General features: G+C 75.3%; 21 protein-coding genes. 11 read left to right on the top strand and 10 right to left on the bottom strand.

The window, feature by feature from the left end; genetic code table 11:
* The 3 genes from E1284_RS41710 to E1284_RS23505 all read left to right on the top strand — a co-directional run.
* The coding region (locus E1284_RS41710; RefSeq protein WP_165965395.1) for a hypothetical protein at window positions 1-358 on the top strand (358 nt) is incomplete at its 5' end.
* Between the two features lie 69 nt (window positions 359-427).
* Window positions 428-1615, top strand: a complete 1188-nt coding sequence (locus E1284_RS23510; protein ID WP_131942293.1) for a zinc-dependent alcohol dehydrogenase — start codon at window positions 428-430, stop codon at window positions 1613-1615.
* A gap of 96 nt (window positions 1616-1711) precedes the next feature.
* Window positions 1712-2098, top strand: a complete 387-nt coding sequence (locus E1284_RS23505) for a nuclear transport factor 2 family protein (RefSeq protein ID WP_131942292.1) — start codon at window positions 1712-1714, stop codon at window positions 2096-2098.
* Between the two features lie 20 nt (window positions 2099-2118).
* Here the strand turns inward: E1284_RS23505 and E1284_RS23500 are convergent, their stop codons facing one another.
* From E1284_RS23500 to E1284_RS23465, 8 genes are all read right to left on the bottom strand, one after another.
* Window positions 2119-2934, bottom strand: coding sequence for a UbiA prenyltransferase family protein (locus E1284_RS23500; protein WP_131942291.1), 816 nt, complete (start codon window positions 2932-2934; stop codon window positions 2119-2121).
* Window positions 2935-3029: 95 nt separating this feature from the next.
* Window positions 3030-4202 (bottom strand): cytochrome P450, encoded by a 1173-nt coding sequence (locus E1284_RS23495; protein WP_131942290.1) that lies wholly within the window; start codon window positions 4200-4202, stop codon window positions 3030-3032.
* Between the two features lie 9 nt (window positions 4203-4211).
* Entirely contained in the window at window positions 4212-5429 is a 1218-nt protein-coding gene (locus E1284_RS23490; RefSeq protein ID WP_131942289.1) for a PucR family transcriptional regulator, read from the bottom strand.
* Window positions 5430-5441: 12 nt separating this feature from the next.
* On the bottom strand, window positions 5442-6518 hold the full coding sequence (locus E1284_RS23485) for a polyprenyl synthetase family protein (RefSeq protein ID WP_131942288.1): 1077 nt from the start codon (window positions 6516-6518) through the stop codon (window positions 5442-5444).
* A 66-nt stretch (window positions 6519-6584) separates the two neighbouring features.
* Window positions 6585-9248, bottom strand: a complete 2664-nt coding sequence (locus E1284_RS23480; RefSeq protein WP_165965394.1) for a PEP/pyruvate-binding domain-containing protein — start codon at window positions 9246-9248, stop codon at window positions 6585-6587.
* A 2-nt stretch (window positions 9249-9250) separates the two neighbouring features.
* Window positions 9251-9883 (bottom strand): methyltransferase family protein, encoded by a 633-nt coding sequence (locus E1284_RS23475; RefSeq protein WP_131942286.1) that lies wholly within the window; start codon window positions 9881-9883, stop codon window positions 9251-9253.
* 8 nt (window positions 9884-9891) lie between these two features.
* Window positions 9892-10695, bottom strand: coding sequence for an AfsA-related hotdog domain-containing protein (locus E1284_RS23470; protein WP_131942285.1), 804 nt, complete (start codon window positions 10693-10695; stop codon window positions 9892-9894).
* 519 nt (window positions 10696-11214) lie between these two features.
* Window positions 11215-13320, bottom strand: coding sequence for a catalase (locus tag E1284_RS23465; protein WP_424923500.1), 2106 nt, complete (start codon window positions 13318-13320; stop codon window positions 11215-11217).
* Between the two features lie 256 nt (window positions 13321-13576).
* Between E1284_RS23465 and E1284_RS23460 the strand changes: the two genes are divergently transcribed.
* The 4 genes from E1284_RS23460 to E1284_RS23445 all read left to right on the top strand — a co-directional run bounded on the left by E1284_RS23460 (window position 13577) and on the right by E1284_RS23445 (window position 17753).
* Window positions 13577-14827 carry a PucR family transcriptional regulator gene (locus E1284_RS23460; protein ID WP_243714690.1) on the top strand — a complete coding sequence of 417 codons (1251 nt, stop codon included), beginning with the start codon at window positions 13577-13579 and terminating at the stop codon, window positions 14825-14827.
* A 119-nt stretch (window positions 14828-14946) separates the two neighbouring features.
* Window positions 14947-15303, top strand: coding sequence for a histone-like nucleoid-structuring protein Lsr2 (locus tag E1284_RS23455; protein WP_131942284.1), 357 nt, complete (start codon window positions 14947-14949; stop codon window positions 15301-15303).
* Window positions 15304-15320: 17 nt separating this feature from the next.
* Window positions 15321-15650, top strand: a complete 330-nt coding sequence (locus E1284_RS23450) for a histone-like nucleoid-structuring protein Lsr2 (RefSeq protein WP_131942283.1) — start codon at window positions 15321-15323, stop codon at window positions 15648-15650.
* Between the two features lie 171 nt (window positions 15651-15821).
* Window positions 15822-17753 carry a CASTOR/POLLUX-related putative ion channel gene (locus tag E1284_RS23445; protein ID WP_424923499.1) on the top strand — a complete coding sequence of 644 codons (1932 nt, stop codon included), beginning with the start codon at window positions 15822-15824 and terminating at the stop codon, window positions 17751-17753.
* A gap of 8 nt (window positions 17754-17761) precedes the next feature.
* Here the strand turns inward: E1284_RS23445 and E1284_RS23440 are convergent, their stop codons facing one another.
* On the bottom strand, window positions 17762-18781 hold the full coding sequence (locus E1284_RS23440; RefSeq protein ID WP_131942282.1) for a hypothetical protein: 1020 nt from the start codon (window positions 18779-18781) through the stop codon (window positions 17762-17764).
* A gap of 213 nt (window positions 18782-18994) precedes the next feature.
* On the opposite strand from E1284_RS23440, the gene E1284_RS23435 reads away from it, so the two are divergent.
* From E1284_RS23435 to E1284_RS23420, 4 genes are read left to right on the top strand one after another with little or no spacing between them, the layout of a single operon-like run.
* Window positions 18995-20329: a hemolysin family protein gene (locus E1284_RS23435; protein ID WP_131942281.1), complete on the top strand. Its 1335-nt coding sequence runs from the start codon at window positions 18995-18997 to the stop codon at window positions 20327-20329.
* On the top strand, window positions 20326-21345 hold the full coding sequence (locus E1284_RS23430; RefSeq protein WP_131942280.1) for a hemolysin family protein: 1020 nt from the start codon (window positions 20326-20328) through the stop codon (window positions 21343-21345). Before E1284_RS23435 ends, E1284_RS23430 begins: the two co-directional genes overlap by 4 nt.
* Window positions 21346-21404: 59 nt before the next feature.
* Window positions 21405-21638, top strand: coding sequence for a helix-turn-helix domain-containing protein (locus tag E1284_RS23425; RefSeq protein ID WP_131942279.1), 234 nt, complete (start codon window positions 21405-21407; stop codon window positions 21636-21638).
* Between the two features lie 3 nt (window positions 21639-21641).
* A complete protein-coding gene (locus tag E1284_RS23420; protein WP_131942278.1) occupies window positions 21642-22199 on the top strand; it encodes a Clp protease N-terminal domain-containing protein in 558 nt (185 codons plus the stop codon).
* Here E1284_RS23420 and E1284_RS23415 read toward each other — a convergent pair whose 3' ends face one another.
* Window positions 22200-22742, bottom strand: a complete 543-nt coding sequence (locus tag E1284_RS23415) for a hypothetical protein (RefSeq protein ID WP_131942277.1) — start codon at window positions 22740-22742, stop codon at window positions 22200-22202.
* Window positions 22743-22901: the final 159 nt, after the last annotated feature.

Here is a 22901-nt window from a genome sequence, read left to right as displayed (position 1 = left end):
CCGCTCCCCTCCGGCCGGGCCCGCGCCGCCCCCGGCCCGCGAGCGGAGCGACGGGCAGCCGCTCGTCACGCTCGACCTGGCGCACCGCGTCGCCCCCGGCTGGCGGCTGTACCAGTTCACCCTCGCCGACCGCGACGCCCACCGCTGGCACCTGCGGCACGACGGCCACCCCGCCGGGACGGTGACGCACGTCCTCGACCTGTGCGGACGCCGCACCGGCTGGGAGGCCCGCGACGCGCGCGGATTCCGGCTCCGGCCCGGTCCCGGGCCGGAGGCGTACCGGCTCGCGGCGCCGCACCTGTGGGCCACCCGGGTCGCCGCCGTCCGCGCGGCGGCGCGCGCCCACCGCTGCCCCTGACGGACGTTTCGCCCCGCTCGTCGGGGTAGGGCGGCCCGGAGGGGCCCACCGCGTCCGAGGAGGAGCAACATGAAGGCCGTCACCTGGCACGGCAAGCGCGACGTCCGCGTCGACACCGTGCCCGACCCGCAGCTCAAGGAACCGGACGACGCGATCATCAGGGTCACCTCGTCCGGCATCTGCGGATCGGACCTGCACCTGTACGAGGTGCTCGGGCCGTTCCTCAGCGAGGGCGACATCCTCGGCCACGAGCCGATGGGCATCGTCGAGGAGACCGGCCCGGACGTCGCGCACGTCAAGCCGGGCGACCGCGTGGTGATCCCGTTCAACATCTCCTGCGGCCGCTGCCACATGTGCACCATGCAGCTGTACGCGCAGTGCGAGACGACGCAGGTCCGCGAGCAGGGCTCGGGCGCGGCCCTGTTCGGGTACACGCGGCTCTACGGGCAGGTTCCGGGCGGGCAGGCCGAGTACCTGCGCGTCCCGCAGGCGCACTTCGGCCCGATCAAGGTGCCGGAGGGCCCGCCGGACGAGCGGTTCGTCTACCTGTCGGACGTGCTGCCCACCGCGCGGCAGGCCGTCGAGTGGGCCGGGATCCCCGAGGGCGGGACGGTCACCGTGCTCGGCCTCGGCGCGATCGGCCAGATGGCGGCCCGGATCGCCCGCCACCGCGGGCACCGCGTGATCGCGGTCGACCTCGTGCCGGAGCGGCTGGAGATGGCCCGCCGGCACGGCATCGAGGTGATCGACGCCGACGACGCCGACGACGTGCCGGACGCGGTCCGCCAGCTCACCGGGGGGCGCGGCACCGACTCGGTGATCGACGCGGTCGGCATGGAGGCGCACGGCTCGCCGGGCGCGAAGCTGGCGCAGACCCTCACCGGGCTGATGCCGGGGAAGTCCGCCGCGCCGGTGATGCAGCGCGTCGGCGTCGACCGGCTCGCCGCGCTCAACACCGCGATCGAGATCGTCCGCCGCGGCGGGACCATCTCCGTCATCGGTGTGTACGGCGGCATGACCGACCCGATGCCGATGCTGAGGATGTTCGACAAGGGCATCGGGCTGCGGATGGGCCAGGCGCACGTCAAGCGGTGGATCGACGAGCTGCTGCCGCTCGTCTCCGACGACGCCGACCCGCTCGGCGTGATGGACCTCGCGACGCACCGCTGGCCGCTGGAGAAGGCGCCGCAGGCGTACGAGATGTTCCAGAAGAAGCAGGACGGCGCGATCAAGATCCTGCTGCGGCCGGGCACCTGACGCGGCACGCGGTGATCGCGGCCGGGCCCCGCTCCCTCTAGGCTTTCGCCACGTCCCACGGGGCGAGCCGATGATCCGAGCCTGGAGGTGGGCCCCATGCACCCGTTCCGCGCGGCCATTGAGAAGGGCGACATCGACGCCCTCCCGGCGCTGCTGGCCGAGGACGTCGTGTTCCTCAGCCCGGTGGCGTTCGCGCCGTACGAGGGGCGGGCCGCGGTCACCGCGATCCTGCGCGCGGTGACCCGGGTGTTCACCGGCTTCCGCTACGTCCGGGAGATCGGCGACGGCCGCGACCACGCGCTCGTGTTCAAGGCGCGGGTCGGCGACCGGGAGGTGCACGGCTGCGACTTCCTGCACCACGACGACGCCGGGCTGATCGACGAGTTCTGCGTGATGGTGCGGCCGCTGTCGGGCGCCCGCGCGCTGGCGGACGCGATGGCGGTGGAGTTCGCGAACGTCCGGCGGGAGATGGGCCTGGCCTGACGCGCGGGACGGCCGCGCCGTCAGCGGGCGAGGCCGAGCGCGGCGCAGGCCGCGAAGACCAGCAGCGGGTAGGCGGCGATCGCGGGGCGCGGCCACCGGTCGCGCCCGCGCGCGAAGTCCCGCGCGGCGACCGCCGGGACGGCGAGCGGGGCGACCGCGACCAGCGTCCACCAGCCGGGCCTGGCGAAGGCGGCGAGCAGCCCCGCCGACAGCACGGCCACCGCGAGGGCGAGCGCGAGGGCGCCGGTGAGGCCGAGCGCCGTCACGTAGGTCCGCTCCCCCGGTTGCGGGACCCGCGTGAGCTTCCCTGCCAGCTCCGCGTGACCCGCCGCCGGCACCGCCACCGCGAGGGCGACGAGGCCGTACGCATCGGGGCCGTGCCCGGCCGAGTCGAGGTAGCCGGCGTACAGGTAGAGGTGCAGCAGGACGGGCGCGGGCAGGCTCACCAGCAGGCTCGTGAACAGCCTGTCGCCCGGAGGCCGCCCCCACCGCCGGTAGGCCCACACGGCCGCCGCCGCGTAGCCGAGCTGGACGGTCAGGACGCCGGCCCGCCACGGCCACACCGCGTTCAGCGCCAGGAGCACCATGGCGCCCGCGCCGTACAGCACGCCGAGGTCCCGCACGCGCACCGCGCCGGACGCCAGCGGACGCCCGGGATGGAAGCGCCGGTCGTAGTCGAGGTCGCGGACGTCGTCCAGTGCCCGCATGAGCAGCAGGTCGACGAACAGCGTCCCCGCGGCGACCGCCGTCCCGCCTCCCGGCCGCCACCCCGAGCCCGACGGGTCGACGGCGGCGAACAGCCCGGTGACCCCGTACGCCCACAGCACCGCGGACACCGCGGACGGCAGAGGCGCATAGCTCCCGAAAACGAACCGGCCGGCCCGGACGCTCCATCCCCTCATCGCACCGCCCGGCAGTACCTGCCCGCCGCTCACCGCGGGGTTCGCCCGGACCAGGTGAGCGGGAGTTGCCAGACGCCGCGCAGGAACATGCGCTCGCGCCAGGCCAGGTGCGCGGGGTCCACCGCCGGAGCGAGATCGTCGAACCGGCGGAGGAGCGCGGCCAGCGCGGTCTGGAGCTGCACGCGGGCATGGTGCGCGCCCAGGCACCTGTGGCGGCCGTGGCCGAAGCCGAGGTGCGGGTTCGGGGACCGCGCCGGGTCGAAAAGGTCGGCTCCCCGGAAGGCCGCCGGGTCGCGGTTGGCGGCATCGGTGAGCGGGACCACGACCTGCCCGCGCGCGATCGACGTCCCGGCGAGCTCGGCGCCGGCCAGCGCGACGTGCGGATGCCCGCCGGTGCCGGCGAACCAGACCCAGCGCAGGTACTCCTCGACCGCGGACGGGATCAGTGACGGGTCGGCGCGCAGCCGGGCGGCGAGCCCCGGACGCGACGCCAGGTCGAGCACGCAGGCCCCGAGGAAGGCGGACGTGGTCTCGCCGCCCGCCATCAGCAGCCCCGCCCCGAACACGGTGATCTCCTCGTCGGTCAGGTCCGAGCCGTGCACGAGCGCGGTGAGCAGGTCGCCGCCGGACAGCGCCCGGCGGGCCGCGACCTGCTCGGCGAAGTAGCCCCGCATGCCCTCGTGCGCCGCCGCGACCTCCTCCTCGGGGTGGTGGCCGGCCGACATCAGCGCGCTCGCCCACGGCAGCAGCAGGCCGAGGTCGCCGGCCGGGACGCCGAGCATGCCGCAAACGGCCGCGTACGGGAACGGCGTCGCGAACCGGGCGACGAGGTCGGCGGGCGGGCCGTCCGCCGCCATGCCGTCCAGCAGGCGGCCGGCGAGCGCCGCCGCGCGGGGGCGGCCGGCCTCCGCGCGGCGGGCCGTGAACCACGCCCGGACGGCCCGCCGGCGCCGGGTGTGCACCGGCGGGTCGGCGGCGGCCAGGGCGAGGGACTCCGGCGTCCGGGCGAAGAGGGTGCCGCCGTGCCACGCCTCCCGGCTGAACCGGTCGTCGGACAGGACCGCCCGGACGTCGGCGTGCCGGGTCACGAGCAGCGCGTCGCGGCCCGCCACCGCGGCCGGGACCAGCGGCCGCGCGCGCAGGAGCCGCAGGTGCCCCTCGTCCAGCGGGACGCCCGGACGGTGCGGCAGGGGGAAGTCCATCGGTCTCCTTCAGGCGCTGAGCGGCGGGGGCAGGGAGGTCTCCTCGGCGCGGTGCCCGTCGCGCTCCGTGCGCGGGGCCCGGTCGCTCGCGAGCCGCGCCGAGGTCAGCGCGGCGCGGAACAGCTGGATGCCGCGCGCCGAGCTGGGGTCGACGCCCGACAGGTCCCGGATGCGGTCCAGCCGGTAGTGCAGGGTGCGGCGGTGGATCCACAGCTCCCGGGCGGCGCGCTCGCGGTCGAGGTTGCAGGCGAGCAGCACCTCCAGCGTGCGCCGCAGGTCGGTGCCGGCGTCGAGCGGCTTCAGCACGGCGGCGAGCCGGCCGCGGATCGCGGGCTGGTCCAGGATGGCCAGCTCGACCAGCAGCTCGTCGGCCCGGTAGGGGCGGTCCTCGGCGTCGGGGATGGCCTTGGCGACGGTCAGCACGCGGGACGCCTCCTCCAGCGCCTCGGGGATGCCGGCGAGGCCGCGCCGGAACGCCTCCGCGGCGTGCACCGGGCCGCGCGCCCGGGCGGCCAGCGACGCGGTGAACTCGGCGGCGCGGCTCTCGGCGCACAGCGGATCGGCCGCCGGGAACAGCGCGATGAGGCCGGACAGGTCGCCGGAGTACAGGACGCCGTCCCAGCCGTCCAGGCGCTCGCTCGCCCGCTCCCAGCAGGAGGCCGCGGCGGGCGCCTCGCACAGCAGCACGAGGTAGGCGGGGGCGAGCCGGACGCCGGCCGCCTCGGCGATGACGCCCGCGGGCGCGCCGTCGATCAGGGTCTCGGCGAGCAGCCGGCGCAGCGGCCGCGACCGGCCGCCCTCGCGGGGCGCCTCCGCGTAGCCCTGGATGCACGCCTCCCGGGCGCCGATCGCGAGCCGCGCCGCGTGCGCGGTCAGCTCGGCCATCTCGGCGAAGTGGCCGGCGGGCGCGATCGTCCAGCAGGTGCGGGCGGCGGCGGCGAGCGCGAGGTCCCACACCTCCGACAGCACCGGCAGCGGGATCGCCTGCCGCGCCGCGAGGACGCCGAGGTCGCGGAAGCGGCCGAGGTCGTCGGCCGGCAGCGGCCCGCCGGTGAGCACGAGGGCGATCAGCCGGGTGCAGGTCTCGCCGCGGCCGCCGAACATCGGGCCGGCGGCGCGCCGGATCGGCAGGTAGGCGGGGTGGCCGTGCAGGGCCTCGCCGATCGCGGTGGCGACCCGCGGGCCGCCGGAGACGAGGATGTCGGAGAGTCCGCAGGGAGCGGTCATCGCGTCCTCTCCCTAGGCCACGGCCAGCCGGAACCCGGGCAGGTGGCCGACGGTCTCGTCGACCAGCCCGTGCAGCTCCCGGACGCAGCCCGGCTCGCCGCCGATCGATCGGCGAGCTCCGCTCGAGCCGCCGAGCTGGTCGAGGAGGCCGTGCGCCCGCTCGACGAGCGGCGCGACGGCGGCGGCGTAGGAGTCGAGGACGTCCTCGTCCAGCATCCGGGCGGCCAGCTCGGCGCGCGCGGCCGCCGAGTGCCGGGCGGCGGCGTGCAGCGCGAGCGCCTCCCGGCGCCGCCCGGCGGGCAGGGCGGACAGCAGGTGGACGAGCAGGAACGTCGCGGTGCCGTTGGCGAGGTCCTCGTGCCGGCCGGACGCGAGGTCGCGCTGGTCGTTGACGAGCTGGCGCAGCACGCCGAGCGACCGCCCGAACGCCCGCCACCGGGCGGTGCGGCCGCGGTCCGCGCCGGCCAGGCACGCCGCCGCCGCGGCGGCCATCGCGTAGGGGGCGCCGGTCTTGCCCGCGTAGCCGTGCAGCACGGAGTCGGGCGTGGCCGCCGCCGCGCGGCCGGTGAGGTCGCGGAGCTGGCCGTCCACGGCGTCCAGCCAGCCGCGCGACAGCTCCTCGCCGAGCGCGGCGCGGGTCGCGGCGGGCACCGGCAGGCCGGCGAGGAGCCGGGCGGGCAGGTGGCTGCCGACGGCGAGCGCGGTCAGCACCTTCGCGCCCGCGGCGGCGCCGGACGCGCCGGGCGCCCCCGGCGCGTCGGTCAGGTCGTCGAGGTGGCGCGCGGACGCCCACCACAGCAGGTGGACCACGGCGATCGGCGCGGCGGGGGCCGGCTCGCCGGTCTCCGCGCCGTGCACCAGCAGCGGCAGCGTGATCATTCCGCGCATGCCGGGTCCCGAGCCCTTGGCGCGGACGAGGTCGAAGAACTCCAGCAGGAACTCCGACATGGCGCCGCCGACCATCTCCCGGCCGTCGTCCAGGCCCATCGCGCGGCCCTCGGCGAGCAGCTCGCACAGCCGCGCGACCTCCGCCTCGATCTCGGCGATCGCCCGTTCCTGGGCGGCCCTGCCGAACACTCCTTCGTCCACGTGCCGACTCCTCTGGTGCTGCGGGGTGTCAGGGGCCGCGCCGGCGGCGTCCGGCGCGGCCCGTCATCAGCGGGCGCGGTCGTCCAGGATCCGGACCGTGCCGGCGCGCCCGTCCAGCTCGATCCACGCTCCGTCCGGGATGCGGTCGACGGCGCCACCGACCGCGACCGCGGCCGGCACGCCGAGCAGCCGTCCGGTGACGGCGGTGTGCGAGAGCAGGGTGCCCCGCTCGACGACCAGGCCGGACGCGGCGATCATGAGAGAGAGCCAGCCGGGGTCGGTCTCCCTGGCGATGAGGATCCGGCCGGCGCAGTCGCCGGGCGGGACGCCGGGGTCGAGGACGACCTTGGCGCGGCCCCGGACGGTCCCGCCGCTCGATCCGAGCCCGCGCAGCACGTCCCCGTCCCGGCCCCCGGCGGCGCCGGCCGGGCGGGCGCCGGCGAGGGCCGCCGCGACGGGACGCCCGGCGGGCAGCGACAGCAGCGCGGGCGGGGGCGGCGCGCCCCGGTGGCGGTCGCGTTCGGCGCGCCGCACGGCGACCAGCCCGCGCAGCCCGCACGGGCCGGAGCCGGGCAGGGTGCCGTCGAACGCGCCGAGGACCTCCTCCACGGTGAGGTCGAGGACGTCCACCGGGTCGTCGAGGGCGCCCGCCTCCGCGAGGTCGGCGCCGAGCCGCCACAGGATCACGCGGGACAGCCCGAACAGCTGGGTGCGGCAGAACCGGGTGTCCTCTCTGATCCGGACGAGCCGGCGCATGGCGGCCAGCAGCACGTTCAGCACGGCACGGCGGGCCGGGCCGCGGCAGGCCGACCGCAGCCGCCGCCGGGCCTCGGCCGCCGCGCGCGCCTCGCCGGCGCGGCTGCCGGCGACCGTGGCGCCCTGCCGGACGAGCGGGACGAGCATCTCCGCGAGCATCCAGGGCCGCTGCCGGGGCGTGGGCGCGTCGAGCTTGAGGTCGTGCATCGCGCGGTCGCCGTAGCGCCGCAGGTAGTCGCGGGACTCGGCGGCCAGGTGCGAGCCGTGCCGGCCCGCCGCGATGTCGTCCCAGACGGCGCGCAGGCGGTCTCCGCCGTCCTCCCCGGCGGGGCCGGCGGCGAGCAGCGCGGCCTTCAGGTCCGGGACCGCGGCGGCGTGCTCGGCGAGGGCGACGGCGGCGCGCACGGCGGCGAGCGAGCGGCTCTCGCGGCCGCCGCACAGCAGGCCGGCGAGCAGTTCGGGCCCGGCGCCGGCCCAGCGGCGCAGCAGCGCGGTGCCGGCGCGCAGGGCGAGCAGGCCGTAGACGCTGTTCGCGAGCGTGACGCCCCAGCGCACCGACGCCTCCGCCCACACCCGCCGGTACAGGGCGATCAGCTCCTCGGGCGGCCGCTCGGCGAGCGGGCGGGCGGCCGGGGCGTGGACCTCGTCCATCACACCGTCCCACCAGCGCAGGAAGCGCGCGGTGGCACGCGGGTGACCGGCGGCGCGCAGGGCCACCGCGGGCAGGGCCGCGGCGGCCCGGGCCCGCGACCGGCGCCGCGCCGCGCGGACATCGCCCGTGATGCCCATGCCGTCCTCCCATCCGGCGCGGATCAGATCGAACACGGGCAGCCGGCCGTGCAGTTCCTGCCAGTCGTCCAGCCGGTAGTAGACGCGGCCGTCGAGGTGCCCGACCATGCGCGGCAGCCGGTGCGCGTCCGCGCGGAGCCGCCGCGCGGGCACGCCCATCCGCCGGTACAGGTCGGTGAAGGCCAGTTCGTAGAACACGCGCGCCTGGGAGTAGGTGAGCGCGCCCGAGACTCCCGGGAAGCTCTCGGTGATGTTGTGGTTCCCCCAGTGGACGCGGGGCCCGTCGTCCTGCGCGCTCTCCGCGAGCGGACGCGCCTGGAGGAGGTGGACGGCGCCGTCCGCGGTGAAGGCGCCCTCGATGTCCTGCGGCCGGCCGAAGTACTCCTCCACCCGGGCGGCCAGGTCGGCCACGTGCTGCGCCTCCTCGTCGGTCAGCACGGGGACGCCGCCGAGCCTCTCCGGCACCTCGGCCACCCTCGGGTCCGTCTCGCCTTCCGCGGGCGGCCCGACCATGCGCCGCTTGGTCGCGACCTCGGCTCGGACGGTGCCCGTCACCGGGTCGACGAAGTAATGGTCGATGTCGGCCCTCTCCTGGACGACGCCCTCACCGATCCCGTACGCGGCGGCGATGATGTGGTGCCGGGTCCCGTCACGGGGGTCGCGGGTGAACGCGACGAACGAGCGGGTCCCCGGCACCATGCGCTGGACGCCGACCGCGACCCGCGCGGCGGTGGGATCGAGCCCCCTGTGCGCCCGGTAGCGGACCGCTCCCGGCTTGAACGCCGACGCCCAGCAGCGCGCCACCGCCTCCAGCAGGCCGTCCCGCCGGACGTACAGGAAGCTGTCGCTCATCCCGGCGAACGGGTCGTCCTCGGAGTCCTCTCCCCCGCCGCCGCGTCCCGGCACGACGCACGCGCGCACGGCCGCCATGCCACCGGGGCCGATGCGGTCGTCGAAGGCGGCCAGCAGCCCGGCGGCGAGGTCTTCGCCCGGGACGGCCTTCGCCAGCGCCGACGCCGCCGAGGCGCACCAGTCGGCGGCCGGCGCGGCCGAGGGCGGCGGGAGGGGCAGCGCGCCGAGCGCCCGGTCGAACTCGGCCGCCGGCAGGCAGAACAGGTCCGGGACGGGGAGCCCCGCCGCGCGCAGCGCCTCCAGCCGCGCGAACTTGTGCCCGATCTCGCTCACCGTCACCACACTCCCGGCAGCACGCGCGGCCTTCCGGCGGCGTACTGCGCATAGCCCGGAACGTCGAGGAGCGCCCGTTCCTCCACCCGGATCCGCCGGGCCACGGCGCCCGCCAGCAGGAGCAGCGCCGCGACGGTCACCGGATGGGGGAAGAACGCGGTGAAGCCGAGGTTGGCGAGCAGCATCCCCGCGTACGCCGGATGCCGGACGACCCCGTACGGCCCGCCCGTGACGACCCGGTGGCCGTCCTGCCGCATCACGTGGTGCGAGTAGAACCGGCCGAGCGCGCGGATCGCGGCCTGCCGCAGCGCGACGCCGGCGGCGAACACGGCGCAGGGGGCGAGCAGCCACGGCGTCCAGCGGTCCCAGGGCAGCGGCCGCAGCGACGCGCCGGCGACGAGCAGGACTCGGGCCAGCGCGTACGGGAGCAGCGTGCGCGTGTCGGCGGGCGGGGCGGGCGAGCGGCGGAAGGTGACCGGGGCCTCCAGGAGCAGCCAGCCGAGGTAGGCCGCCAGCAGTCCGGCCGCGAGCGTCCCCGCCGCGCCGTCCCGTCCCGCGTGCAGGGCGATCCCGCAGGTCAGAACCCCGGCGCCCAGCGTGAAGAGCAGGCGGGGGGCGAGCGTCACGAACCTCATCGCGGCGTTCACCGCGCCCGGGTGCGCGCGTACTGCTCGGGGTCCACGGCGTACGCCTCGTAGGTGAGGGAGCCGAGATCGGCGCCGCTGGAGGCGTCCGCGAGGACCGCGGCGCAGCGGGAGCGGCGGCCGGGCGCGCGGGCGGTGAGCCAGCGCAGCACGAGCGGCACGTCGCGGCCGACGCGGTAGGGGACGTCCAGCCGCAGCATCACCCACAGCAGCGTCGCGTCCATGGGGCGGCCGTGCTCCTCGTGCTCCAGCATCGTGGCGAACTGCCGGCCCGCCTCCACGATCTCCACGGGCCCGCGCGGCTCGCCGGGACGCGCCCCCTCCGGCTGCAGGACCGCGCACTCGACCACGCTCCGGCCGCGCCGCACCGGCGCGCCGACCAGGACGTTGCCGGGCCTGTCCCGGTGCACGAGGCGGGCGGGGGCCGGCCGCGCCGGGGCCGGCGGGCGAGGCGCGGCCGGCGGCACCGCCGGGCCGGCGTCGGCGAACGCGATGGACCCGCCGCACACCTCCCGGCCGGACTGCCGCGCGGCGACCGTCCAGGCGCGGTTGCGGCCGGGGACGGGGCGGCAGGACAGCGTGGTGCCGCGGTCCAGCTCGCAGAACCGGGTGAAGTCGAGCCCGGCGGCGACCCGCGCCGGCCGCCGGCCGCCCGCCCGCAGCCCGTCCGCGCGGGCCGCCAGCTCCAGCAGGCCGCTGAACAGCAGCATGCCCGGCACATGGTCGAGCGGGTGGTCGAAGTAGAAGGGATCGGACTCGTCGACGACCAGCTCGCGGAATCGCTCGATAACGGACGCGGTCATGGACGCTCCCTCCAATTAACGACCCCGGGCGCCCTTCCGGAGAAGGGCCGGATATGCCGACCGGACGGGCGTCATCTTGCTACAGAAATGGGAATCTCTGAACTGCACCCCTGGGCAGTCCGGGGCCTGCCGGGCTGCCCAGTCCGGCAACCGGCCGTCCGCCGGGAGGCCTCCGCGCGCGGCCGTCCCGGCCCGGAAACCGCATGTCAGCGTCCGCTTGCACGGCGGGGCGCGGCGGCCGGGAGGGCCGACCGCGCACGTCATCCGGCCGCAATGCGGACCGATAGGCGCGCGTTTCGGCGCGCCGGCCGGAGCGATTTAGCGCGCCGGTCGCACAAGATATATTTTCACAATTTCGTTCAAATTAGGACGGATACACCGCACCCTGTGAGGTTGCCCACACAATAATTGGCAGAAAGCGGCCATGGGCGGGGCCCGGCCCGGCGGTCCCGCTCGTCCGCCGGACCGGGCCCCGTCCCCCGATCCGCCCCGCTTCCCCGGGCGGGGCGCGTCCCGCCGTCAGGCGGGCACGTGCGCCTTGTCGCGCGTCCAGTGCCGGTGCGCCGCGACGGCCTCGATCAGCCTGGCGGGAAGCTCCTCCCGCGCGGCCGGCCCCTCGCCGGTGACGACCCCGTCGTCGCTGACGACGTTGCCGTCGGCGAACTCGACGGTCGTGATCCCGGCGCGCTCCAGCAGCCCGATGCCGGCGTCGAGGGCGCCGACCGCCTTGCAGTGCACGAACGCCTCGGCGACGAAGTGCACGGCGTCGCCGTCCTGCGCGAGGGTCTGGACGCTCTCCTCGCCGCCCGGCACGAACACCGCGTCGTAGAGGACGGACGCGACGGTCGGCATGGCCCGGGTCACCTCGACCTGCCCGCCGCCGTCCGCCCGGACGCGGCCGTCCTTCGCGGCGAGGACGTCGCAGACCGCGCCCGCCCCGGTGAGCGCGTCCGCGACCGCGGTGACCGCGCCCGCGTCGACACCGTCCGCGGCCAGGATCGCGATCTTGCGGCCCTGGACGGAGTCGGCCGGCGAATCGGCCTGGCTCAGCGCGGGCGAGCTGCGGCCGTGGTTGGCGGTCACGGCCGCCTCCGGCGGCGCCACGCCGATGCCCTCGGCGACCTGAACGGCGAGGTCGTGGTCGACGTGGTTGAGGTGCGCGACGACGCCCTCCCGGACGTGCATGTGGTCGCACTTGCCGAGCTCGAACCGGAACGCGCCGACGATGTGCTCCTTCTCCCAGTCGGCCATGCTGTTCCAGAACAGCGTCGCCTGGGAGTAGTGGTCGGCGAAGCTCTCGCTCCGCTTGCGGATCTTGTTGCCGTCCACCCGCTCCTGGTAGTGGCTGAACGAGCCCGCGCCGCCGACCGCCGGGCAGCCGCCCGACAGCGAGTTCTTGTGGTAGCTCGCCTGCGCCGGGTGGACGTCCATCTGGTGGTAGCCGTCGCGGTGGTGGTTGCGGACCGGCGCGATCGGCCGGTTGACCGGGATCTGCGGGAAGTTCGGGCCGCCGAGCCGGATCAGCTGCGTGTCCAGGTAGGAGAACAGCCGCCCCTGCAGCAGCGGGTCGTTGGTGAAGTCGATGCCGGGCACGACGTTGCCGAGGTGGAAGGCGACCTGCTCGGTCTCGGCGAAGAAGTTCTCCGGGTTGCGGTCCAGCACCATCGTGCCGACCGGCCGCACCGGGACCTCCTCCTCCGGAATGATCTTGGTCGCGTCGAGCAGGTCGAACCCGAACCTGTGCTCGTCCTCCTCCGCCACCAGCTGGACCCCGAACTCGTACTCGGGGAAGTCGCCGTCGTCGATCCGGTCCCACAGGTCGCGCCGGTTGAAGTCGGGGTCCTTGCCGCTGATCTTCTGGGCCTCGTCCCAGGCGAGCGAGTGGGTGCCGAGCTTCGGCTTCCAGTGGAACTTCACGAACGTCCCGCGGCCCTCGGCATTGACGAGCCGGAACGTGTGGACGCCGAACCCCTGCATCATCGCGTAGCTGCGCGGGATCGCCCGGTCCGACATCACCCACATCATCATGTGCATGGTCTCGGGCTGGAGCTGGACGAAGTCCCACAGCGTGTCGTGCGCCGACTGCGCCTGCGGGATCTCGTTCATCGGCTCCGGCTTCACCGCGTGGACGAAATCGGGGAACTTGATGCCGTCCTGGATGAAGAACACCGGCATGTTGTTGCCGACGAGGTCGAAGTTGCCCTGCCGCGTGTAGAACTTCGTCGCGAAGCCGCGGACGTCCCGGACGGTGTCGGCCGAGCCGCGCGATCCGGCGACGGTGGAGAACCGCACGAACACCGGCGTCGTCAGCGAGGTGTCGGTGAGGAACTCGGCGGTGGTGTACTCGGCGAGCGACTCGTGCAGCGTGAAATGCCCGTACGCTCCGGAGCCGCGCGCGTGCACCACCCGCTCGGGAATCCGCTCGTGGTCGAAATGGGTGATCTTCTCGCGGAGATGGAAGTCCTCCAGCAGCGACGGGCCGCGCTCGCCCGCGGAAAGCGAGTTGTCGGTGTCGTCGACCCGGAGTCCCTGATCGGTGGTGAGCTGCGTCCCCTCCGGGCTCACCCGCCTGCCGGCCATCTGCTCCTGTTTCGGATCCTCGCGTCCGGCGCGATCGGCCATCATGCAACTCCCTCAACGGTGAATGGGCATGCCCGGCGGCTACCCCGCGCTCGGGCCGGTATGCGCTGTTTGACGGGAACTTGAGCCGGGTGGGGCGTTTCCGTTTCGCGCGGTCCCCTTGTCAGTGCGCTGACAAACGGCGCCCGGCACGGTGAAGGCGGCTGAGTGTCGCCCGCCGCGCGGCGTGCCTAGGTTGAGACGACCGGGCGGCCGGCCGCCCGGGGAGCGCTTTCGCGAAAGGCGATCGGGAGGTGGCACCGTGACCGCGGCGTACGAGGACGCGCACTCCGGATCACCGGTCCTGGAGGGCCTGACGGAGGAGCCGTGGCGGGACGTCCCGGCCGAGGAGGCGCGCTGGATGCGGCCCCGCCTGCCGGACCTGCTCGGCGTGATGGTGAAGGGCGTGCTGCGGCACGTCCCCGAGTACGACCGGCCGGGCGACGCGGCCTACCGGCGGGTGGCCGAGGCCGCCGTCGCGCACGCGATGGAGCACTTCGTGCACATGATCGCCGACCCGGACGCCTCGTGGAAGGAGGTGTACCAGGTCTTCTTCGACGTCGGCTACGGCGAGGCCGTCGAGGGCCGCAGCCTGGAGCACCTGCAGAACGCGATGCGGGTCGGGTCGCGGATCGCCTGGCGGCACCTCGCGGTCGAGGCCGAGCGGCTCGGCCGCCCCCGCGCGCTGATCAGCCTGCTCGCCGAGGCGAACTTCGCCTACCTGGACGCGCTGGCGTCCGCGGCGGCGCACGGCTACGCGCGGGCCAGGGAGAAGGCGGCCGGGGAGCGCGAGCAGCGCCGCGGCCGGCTGCTGTCGCTGCTGCTGTCGGACCCGCCGGCCCCGCCCGAGGTCGCCCGCGAGCAGTCCGCGCGGGCCGGCTGGCCGCTGCCGCGGCGCCTCGCGGTGATCGTGCTGCGGCCCCGGCCCGGCAGCGGCGGCGAGGGCCCCGCCGGGCTGCCGCCGTCCCTGCTGAGCGGGCTGGACCACGGCCGCCCCTGCCTGGTCATGCCCGACCCCGACGGCCCCGGGCGGATCGAGGAGCTGACCGCGACGCTCGCCGGCTGGACCGGCGCGATCGGCCCGTCGGTCCCGGCGGAGCAGGCCGGGACGTCGCTGCTGTGGGCGCGGCGCGCGCTCGACCTCGCGCCCGCCGCGCCGGCCGGCCGGGGGGCGCGGCGCGGCGGGGTGCTGGTCCGGGCCGAGGAGCACCTGCCGAGCCTGCTGCTGCGCGAGGGCGGGACGCTCGCCGCGATCGTGGCGGCCCGGCGGCTCGCCCCGCTGGACGAGGCCGGGACGCGCCAGGGCGTGCGGCTCGCGGTGACGCTGCTGGAGTGCATGAAGCACGGCTTCAACGCCACCGGCGCCGCCGAGGTCCTGTGCGTGCACCCGCAGACCGTCCGCTACCGGCTGGGGCAGCTGCACGAGATGTTCGACTTCGACATCGAGGACCCGGAGATCCGGCTGGAGATGATGCTGCTCCTGCACACCTGGATCCAGCGCCGCGGCGGCTGATCCCGGCACGTCCCTCCTCCCCGTGTCCCGTCCATGGACGTCCCGGAATCCGCTACGGTCGGGATCGCCGCGCAGGCGAGGGGCGCCGCGCAGGCCAGGGGAAGGAAGACACAGAGCACATGGCCGAGAAGGTCATTCGCGTGGACGACATCGACGGCTCCGAAGGCGACGATGTCGTAAAGCGAGACTTCGAAGTCTTGGGTCGGACGTTCACGATCGACTTGAGCGATGACAACTACAAGCGGCTGAACGAGATGCTGGACGCGCTCGCGCCCTTCATCGAGAACGCCGCCGAGGTGAAGGCCGCCGGGAAGGGCCGCAAGTCCCGCACCGCGAAGATCAAGGGCTACACGAACGGCGATGTCCGCGAGTGGGCATTGCGTCAGGACATCGAAGTCTCCGAACGTGGCAAGATATCGGATGAGGTCTATGCTGCATTCATCGAGGCACATCCGGACGCCAAGCCGGACGCATAGCTAGAGGGAGTCCCCGCATGGCACAGAAGGTCGAAGTCCTTCTCGTGGACGACATCGACGGCGGAGAGGCTGACGAGACCGTCAGCTTTTCCATCGATGGCACCGCATATGAGATCGACCTGAGCAAGAAGAACGCCGCCAAGCTGCGCAACGGCCTGGAGCCGTTCGTCGCGAGCGCCCGCAAGGCGCGCAAGCCCGCCGGCCGCACCGGCCGCGGGTCCCGCACCGCCGGCAGCCGCGAGCGCTCCGCCGAGATTCGCGAGTGGGCGAAGAACCGCGGCATCAAGGTCAATGAGCGGGGGCGTATCCCCGCCAATGTGATCGAGCAGTACGAGGCCGCGCACTAGCGGCCGCGCGGCCGGCGGCGTTCCGGCACGGCACCGAGGGGCCGGGGTGGAATTCTCACACCCCGGCCCCTTACGTGCGCACCGGGCAAATCGCTATTAGGGGATAATGCCCGGTAATGGTGTGAGACACCGCAATAGCGACGGCGGGCAACGGCGAGGAGGGCGGGCCGGTTGGCACCTGTGAGGCGGCGGGACCGGATGCGGTACTGGTTCGACCGGACGATGTCGAAAGGGACGCCCGCGCTCATCGGCTGGCTCGGCCTCGCCTCGGTGGCGCTGGTGGTCGTGGTGGCGACGGCGGCGGTCGTGCTCGCGCCGCGCGACAGCGAGGAGAACGGCGACTGGCCCGGCATGGTGTGGCGCAGCCTGCTGCGCACGCTGGACCCGGGGACGATGGGCGACGACACCGGCACGGGGCCGTTCCTCGCGCTGATGCTCGTCTCCACCGTCGGCGGGATCTTCATCGTCAGCTCGCTGATCGGTGTGCTCACCACCGGCCTGGAGGCCAAGATCGGCGAGCTGCGCAAGGGCCGGTCGCGGATCGTCGAGCACGGCCACACCGTGCTGCTCGGCTGGTCCGACCAGGTCTTCACCGTGGTCGCCGAGCTGGTCGAGGCCAACCAGAGCCGGCGCCGGTCGTGCGTGGCGATCCTCGCCGACCGCGACAAGGTCGAGATGGAGGACGCGATCCGCGCCCGGGTCGGCGACCTCGGCCGCACCCGGATCGTGTGCCGCACCGGCGACCCGCTGAAGGTCGCCGACGTGGAGCTGGTCAGCCCCGGCACCGCGCGGTCCATCCTCATCGTGACGCCGGAGCTGGCCGACGCCGACACCCGCGTCATCAAGGTGCTGCTGGCGCTCGGCGCCCGCAACTGGGGCGAGCAGGGCCCGCACGTCGTCGCCGCGGTACACGACTCGGCGAACCTGCCCGCCGCCCGGCTGGCCGGCGGCGAGCGCGCGCACGTCATCGACGCCGACGACGTCGCGATCCGGCTGATCGTGCAGTCGCACCGCCAGTCGGGCCTCTCCCAGGTCTGCACCGAGCTGCTCGACTTCGTCGGCCACGAGTTCTACATGCGGCCCGAGCCGTCCCTCGCGGGCCGGCCGTTCGGGGAGGCGCTGTCGGCCTACGACCTCGGCGTCCCCGGCGGGCTGCGGCGCGCCGACGGGACCGTGCTGCTCAACCCGCCGATGGACACCGTGCTCCGCGCCGACGACGAGATCATCGTCCTGGCCGAGGACGACCTGCTGATCAGGCTCGCGAGCGGCGCGCCCCCGCCCGTCCGGGAGGAGGCGATCAGCACGGCGGTCGCGCGGGAGCCGGTGCCCGAGCGGACGCTGATGCTCGGCTGGAACCACCGCGCCCCGAAGATCATCGAGCTGCTGGACGAGTTCCTCGCCGCCGGGTCCGAGCTGGTGGTGGCCGCGCCGCGGGAGGACCCCACCGCCGGCCTCCCGGCGCCCGCCAACCTCAAGATCGACTTCGTCCGGGCGGAGCCGACCGAGCGGCCGTCCCTGGAGTCCCTCGGCGTGGGCGCCTACCAGAAGGTCATCGTGCTGTCGGACGCCGGCCACGACCGCGACCACGCCGACGCCCGCACCCTGGTGACACTGCTGCACCTCCGCGACATGGAGGACGCCCTGGGCGCCCCCGGAGACCCGCCCTCCCGCGGGGCGGCGAACCCGCACACCCCCCGGAACGACCCGTTCGCCATCGTCAGCGAGATCAACGACGACGCGAACCGCGAGATCGCCCAGGTCACCAAGGCCGACGACTTCATCGTCAGCGAGAAGCTCATCAGCCTGATGCTGACCCAGCTGAGCGAGAACCGGCACCTGTACGACGTCTTCGTGGACCTGCTCGACCCGGCCGGCTCGGAGATCTACCTCAAGCCCGCATGCGACTACCTGGTGCCGGGTGCGGAGGCGAACTTCGCGACGCTGATCGAGTCGGCGCGGCGGCGCGGCGAGGTGGCGCTCGGCTACCGGCTGACCGCGCGGTTCCACGAGCCGCCCGGCTACGGCGTGATCCTCAACCCGGACAAGGCGGCGCCGCTGACGCTGGCGGCCGACGACCGCGTCATCGTGCTCGCCGAGAACTGACCCCGGGCTCAGCGGACGACGGGCCCGGTGGACGGCGGGCCGAGGTCGTGCCCGGCCCGCAGCGCGCTCGTCACGCGTGCGCGCAGCGCGGTCTCGGTGCGGTGCGCGTCCTCGGCAAGGCCGCGGATCTCCGCGCCCGCGATCTCGTCCCCGACGGTGCTCGCCAGGAGGTCGCGGTAGCGGGCGTTCTGCTCGGGCAGGGCCTGCACCACCCGCGACTCGTGGTAGGCGTCGTCGGCCTCGGCGGCGCACCGCGCGTACGCCTCCAGCGCCTCGATCCGGCCGGTGACCGAGCGGACCGACAGCTCCAGCGCGCGGTCCTGCGGCTCCAGCAGCGCCCGGACGCGCGGCGAGAGCCGCTCCGGCTGCTGGGCGGCGCGCTCCCGGCGCAGCCGGGTGTGCTCGGCGAGCGCGCTCGCGATCGACCACTCCTGCACGGGCAGGACGACGGTGTTGTTGACGGCGTCCAGCAGCCCGGCGCCGTGCGCCTGCGACCCGAACACGGCGTCGATGGCGCGCTGGGCGCGGACGAGCAGCCCGGCGGCGGGGCGGTCGAAGTCCGCGGGCAGCAGGTAGCGGCCGTGGTGCTCGCGGGCGGCGCGGGCGGCGGCCGGCTCCCGCACGTGCCGCAGCGCGCCGAGGACCCAGCCGGTGAAGCTGGCGGCGGCGAGGACGACGGCGGCCTCGGCCTGGCCGAGCAGCACCAGGAGGATCTGCACGGCGGGCGTGAGCATCATCGCGAGGACGGGCAGCCGGCCCCAGCGCGCCGCGCCGCCCGGCAGCTCGTCCTCGTCCAGCGAGCCGAGGAGGCAGAGCCGCAGCCAGCCGCCGGGCAGGACGCCGTAGAAGACCGCGAAGGCGGGGATCCACAGCAGCCGCGCGAGGACCGTGGCGGCGCGCAGCCGCGGCGCCGGGGGCGCCGCCGCGCACGCCGCGGCGAGCCGCCCGGGCGCCGCCGCGAGCAGCGCGCGGTCGTCGCCGCCGAGGGCGGGATCGAACACCGGACGGGGACGGTGCTGTTCGTTCATCGCCTGCTCCCCACCGCGTCATGACCCACGGCCCGCGGCGCCTCCTCGCGCCGGTGACCGCGGCCGCGTTGTGGCCGTGCCAGGGTTCATTCCACGCAGAGCGGTCGATAACCGTGCCGGAATCGGGAGAGACACCGCCCCGCCGGGGTAAGCAGGATCTTGAACGGCGGCCCCCGGCGGGGGCCGGCGGGGTGCGCGGCGGAGGGAGTGCGGGTGAACGGCGCGCTGGGGCTGCTGGCCGTCCTGGTGCTGACGGCCGCGACCGGCTACTTCGTGGCGCAGGAGTTCGCGTTCGTCACCGCGGACCGGCCGGCCCTCGACCAGCGGGCGGCCGAGGGCGACCGGGCGTCGGCGCGGGCGGTGCGGGTGATGGGGCGGCTGTCGTTCATGCTGTCCGGCGCCCAGCTGGGCATCACGGTCACCGCACTGGTCGTGGGGTTCATCGCCAAGCCGGCGCTCGCCGATCTGCTCGACCCGGCGGTGCGCGCCGCAGGCGTCCCGGACGCCGCGGCCGCCGGGGTGGCGGTCGCCGTCGGGTTCGCCCTCGCCACCGTGGTCCAGATGGTGCTGGGCGAGCTGTTCCCCAAGAACTTCGCGCTGGCCCGGGCGGAGCAGCTGGCCCGCGCGCTGGCCGCGTCCACCCTGGTGTACCTGGCGGTGGCGGGACCGCTGATCAGGCTGTTCGACGCGTCCGCGAACCGGCTGGTGCGCGCGGTCGGCATCGAGCCGGTGGAGGAGCTGCACCACGGCGCGACGCTGGAGGAGCTCGGGCACATCATCGGCGAGTCCGGCGAGCAGCTGCCGGAAGGGCACGTCGACCTGCTGGAGCGCGCCCTGGTCTTCGCCGAGCGCGACGCCGAGGAGGTCATGGTGCCCCGGGTGGACGTGGTCACCGTACCGGCGTCCGCGCGCGCGGACGAGCTGAGCGACGTCGTCTCCGCGAGCGGGCACACCCGCTACCCCGTCCTCGGCGCGGGCGTGGACGACGTCGTCGGCGTCGTCGGGCTGGCGGAGCTGATCACGCTGGCCCCGGAGGCGGCCGGGCGGACCCCGGTCGGGGAGATCGCGCGGCCGCCGCTGCTGCTGCCGTCCTCGCTGCCGCTGCCGGAGGTGGTGCGGCGGCTGCAGGGCGCCGGCGAGCCGATGGCCTGCGTGGTGGACGAGTACGGCGGCTTCGCCGGCATCGTGACCTGGGAGGACGTCGCCGAGGAGCTGGTCGGGGAGATCGCCGACGAGAACGAGCCGGGCGAGGAGCTCGCGATCCGCAGCGGCGAGTGGTGGACGACCGACGCCGGGCTGCGGATGGACGAGGTCGCCCACGAGACCGGGGTCCAGCTGCCCGACGGCGACTACGAGACCGTGGCGGGGCTGCTGCTCAAGCGGCTCGGCCGGGTCGCGCGGCCCGGCGACGTGGTGCGCGTCGACATCCCCCCGGAGCGGCTGGACGAGCCGCCCCGCACGGCCGTGATCGAGGTCCTGACGATCCACCGGCACGTGCCCGAGCTGATCCGCGTCCGCACCGTCGACACCGCCCGGGAGGACCGGTGAGCCCCGCCCTCGGCGCGCTCGTCACGCTGGCGCTGCTGGCCGGCAACGGCTTCTTCGTCGCCACCGAGTTCTCCCTGGTCGCGGCGCGGCGGCCGCGGCTGGAGCGCACCGCGGCGCGCGGCGGGCGGGCCGCGGGCGCCGCCGTCGCCGGGATCGACGAGCTGTCGCTGACGCTCGCGGGCGCGCAGCTCGGCATCACGATGTGCTCGCTCGGCCTCGGCCTCGTGTCCGAGCCGGTGTTCGCGGGAGCGCTGACCCCGCTGTTCCACGCCGCCGGGCTGCCCGGCGGAGCCGCGCACGCGGTCGCGTTCGTGCTGGCCCTGGCACTGGTGACGTTCCTGCACATGGTCGTCGGCGAGATGGCGCCGAAGTCGTGGGCGATCGCCGACCCGGAGCGCTCCGCGACCGTGCTGGCACTGCCGTTCCGCGCGTTCGCGACCGTCTCCCGCCCGGCGCTGGCGGCGCTGAACGGCGCGACGAACCTGCTGCTGCGCGCCGTGGGCGTCCGGCCCGCCGAGTCGCGGGAGGTGGCGCGCACTCCCGAGCAGCTGCGCAGCATCGCGCAGGAGTCGCGGCGGCTCGGGCTGATCGCCGAGAACGAGCTGACGCTGCTCACCACCGCGCTGGACGCGCCGCGCGCACCGCTGGCGGGCCTCGTCGTCCCGGTCTCCGACATCGTGTCGGTGCCGGCGACGGCGTCGCCGCAGGAGGTCGTCGACACGGCCGCGCGCACCGGCCACACCCGGCTCATGCTGCGCGGCGCGGGCCGTCCGGGCGCCGCCCGCATGGTGCACGTCCGCGACGCCTACCTGGCCCGGGCGCGGGGCAGCGCGCGGCCGGCCGGGGAACTGGCGCACCCGGTCCCGGCGATGCCGGTCGGCACCCCGGTCGGCGAGGCCGTCGCGATCCTGAAGTCGCACCACAGCCACCTGGGCCTGGCCGTCGCCCCGGACGGCGCCATCGCCGGCCTGGTCAGCCTGGACGACCTGCTCACCACGCTGCTGACCGTCCGCTGAGCCGCGAAGGGATGTCAACATCAGTTGACAGAGTCGCGATGTCAACCTACATTGACGGCATGAGCGATGGAGTGAAGCTCGCCCAGGAGGCGAGCAGCCGGGACCCGGCGGTGGGCCTGCGGGCCGTGCGCGCGCTGCGCGAGCTGGCCGAGCGGCTGGAGGCGCTGCAGGTCGCCAGCGCCCGCGACCAGGGCTGGTCCTGGCAGGAGATCGCGGTCTGCCTCGGCGTGAGCCGGCAGGCCGTCCACAAGAAGCACGGCGGCGGGCGCCGGATTCTGAAAAAGGAGCAGTGAACGATGTTCGAGCGTTTCACCGAGAGCGCGCGGCGGGCGGTCACCGGCGCCCAGGCGGAGGCGCGGGCCCTGCACGACCGCCACATCGGCACCGAGCACGTCCTGCTCTCCCTGGTGGCGGCCGACGACGCCATGGGGCGCACGCTCCGCGAGCACGGGCTCGCCGCCGACGACCTGCGGACCCGGATCGCCCGCGTCAACGGGACGGGCGGCGAGGTCCTGGACTCCGATGCGCTGAAGAGCATCGGCATCGACCTCGACGCCGTCCGGGAGGCCACCGAGGAGAGCTTCGGCGAGGGCGCCCTCGACGTCCCCGCGGGGAAGCTGCACCGGTACCGGAAGGGGCACATCCCCTTCACCCCGAAATCCAAGAAGGCCCTGGAGCTGAGCCTGCGGCACGCGATCCGGCTCAAGCAGAGGGAGATCGGCAGCGGGCACATCCTGCTCGGCGTCCTGCACGACGAGGACTTCCTGTCGGTGCGGCTCGCGGCGGAGGCGGGCGTGGACGTCCCGCGGCTGCGCGAGCACGTCGAGCGCCTGCTCACCTCCGAGGCCGCCTGATCAGCGTCCGAACCGGTCGGCGAGGACGGCGACGCAGGCCCGCCTGCGCAGCGGGTCGTGCGGGTAGCGCCGCCGGCACTCCGCGGCGATCCAGGACGGGGACGCGGGACGCGCGGTGCGGGTCTTGCGCGGCCCGCGATGCGCGGGCGGGCGGGGCCCCGGCCGATGCGGGCGAGCGGAAGGGCGGTGCGCGGGCGGCCGGACGGGGTGCGCGCGACGGGGAGTCCGCTGCTTCGCCTGCGCGGCGGACGCCTTGCCGCCCCGCTCGGGCCGTCGCTGCGGCGGCGCGGGCGGCGGCGCGGGCGGCGCGGCGGAGGGTGACGGCGTGGCGGCGTCCGGCGTCACCGTCCGGACGGGAGCCGTCCGCGTCGTCCCGTAACCGATGCCGAGGACCAGACCGGCGCCCAGGACGAGCGCGAGCACCGGCAGCAGCGGCGAGCGCAGCGCACGGCGCCGGGGCGGGCTCGGCTCGGCGCGGGTGAATCCGGCGGGCGGAAGGCTGGAGGAGAGGCGCACACTCCGATCGTCACGCTCGGCGTCCATCCGGACACGGAGAATGTCCGACCGTTGCCACCTTGATACACGGGCCGGCCCGGCCCGCGCGGGCCTAGTCGGCCTGGGTGACGGTGAAGCGGCGCAGGCGGAGCGACGGGTTCTTCTCCCGGACGGCCGCCACCCGCTCGGGCGAGACCTCCCCGCACG

The sequence above is a fragment of the Actinomadura bangladeshensis genome, assembly GCF_004348335.1.
Classification (GTDB): Bacteria; Actinomycetota; Actinomycetes; order Streptosporangiales; family Streptosporangiaceae; genus Spirillospora; species Spirillospora bangladeshensis.
This window is presented reverse-complemented; position numbering and strand designations above follow the sequence as displayed.

Coding starts and splice junctions, on each gene's coding strand:
- E1284_RS23470 (WP_131942285.1), bottom strand. CDS start 10,695: ATGACCGCGTCCGTTATCGAGCGATTCCGCGAGCTGGTCGTCGACGAG.
- E1284_RS23440 (WP_131942282.1), bottom strand. CDS start 18,781: ATGAACGAACAGCACCGTCCCCGTCCGGTGTTCGATCCCGCCCTCGGC.
- E1284_RS23495 (WP_131942290.1), bottom strand. CDS start 4,202: ATGGACTTCCCCCTGCCGCACCGTCCGGGCGTCCCGCTGGACGAGGGG.
- E1284_RS23510 (WP_131942293.1), top strand. CDS start 428: ATGAAGGCCGTCACCTGGCACGGCAAGCGCGACGTCCGCGTCGACACC.
- E1284_RS23420 (WP_131942278.1), top strand. CDS start 21,642: ATGTTCGAGCGTTTCACCGAGAGCGCGCGGCGGGCGGTCACCGGCGCC.
- E1284_RS23425 (WP_131942279.1), top strand. CDS start 21,405: ATGAGCGATGGAGTGAAGCTCGCCCAGGAGGCGAGCAGCCGGGACCCG.
- E1284_RS23505 (WP_131942292.1), top strand. CDS start 1,712: ATGCACCCGTTCCGCGCGGCCATTGAGAAGGGCGACATCGACGCCCTC.
- E1284_RS23450 (WP_131942283.1), top strand. CDS start 15,321: ATGGCACAGAAGGTCGAAGTCCTTCTCGTGGACGACATCGACGGCGGA.
- E1284_RS23490 (WP_131942289.1), bottom strand. CDS start 5,429: ATGACCGCTCCCTGCGGACTCTCCGACATCCTCGTCTCCGGCGGCCCG.
- E1284_RS23465 (WP_424923500.1), bottom strand. CDS start 13,320: ATGATGGCCGATCGCGCCGGACGCGAGGATCCGAAACAGGAGCAGATG.
- E1284_RS23455 (WP_131942284.1), top strand. CDS start 14,947: ATGGCCGAGAAGGTCATTCGCGTGGACGACATCGACGGCTCCGAAGGC.
- E1284_RS23475 (WP_131942286.1), bottom strand. CDS start 9,883: ATGAGGTTCGTGACGCTCGCCCCCCGCCTGCTCTTCACGCTGGGCGCC.
- E1284_RS23415 (WP_131942277.1), bottom strand. CDS start 22,742: ATGGACGCCGAGCGTGACGATCGGAGTGTGCGCCTCTCCTCCAGCCTT.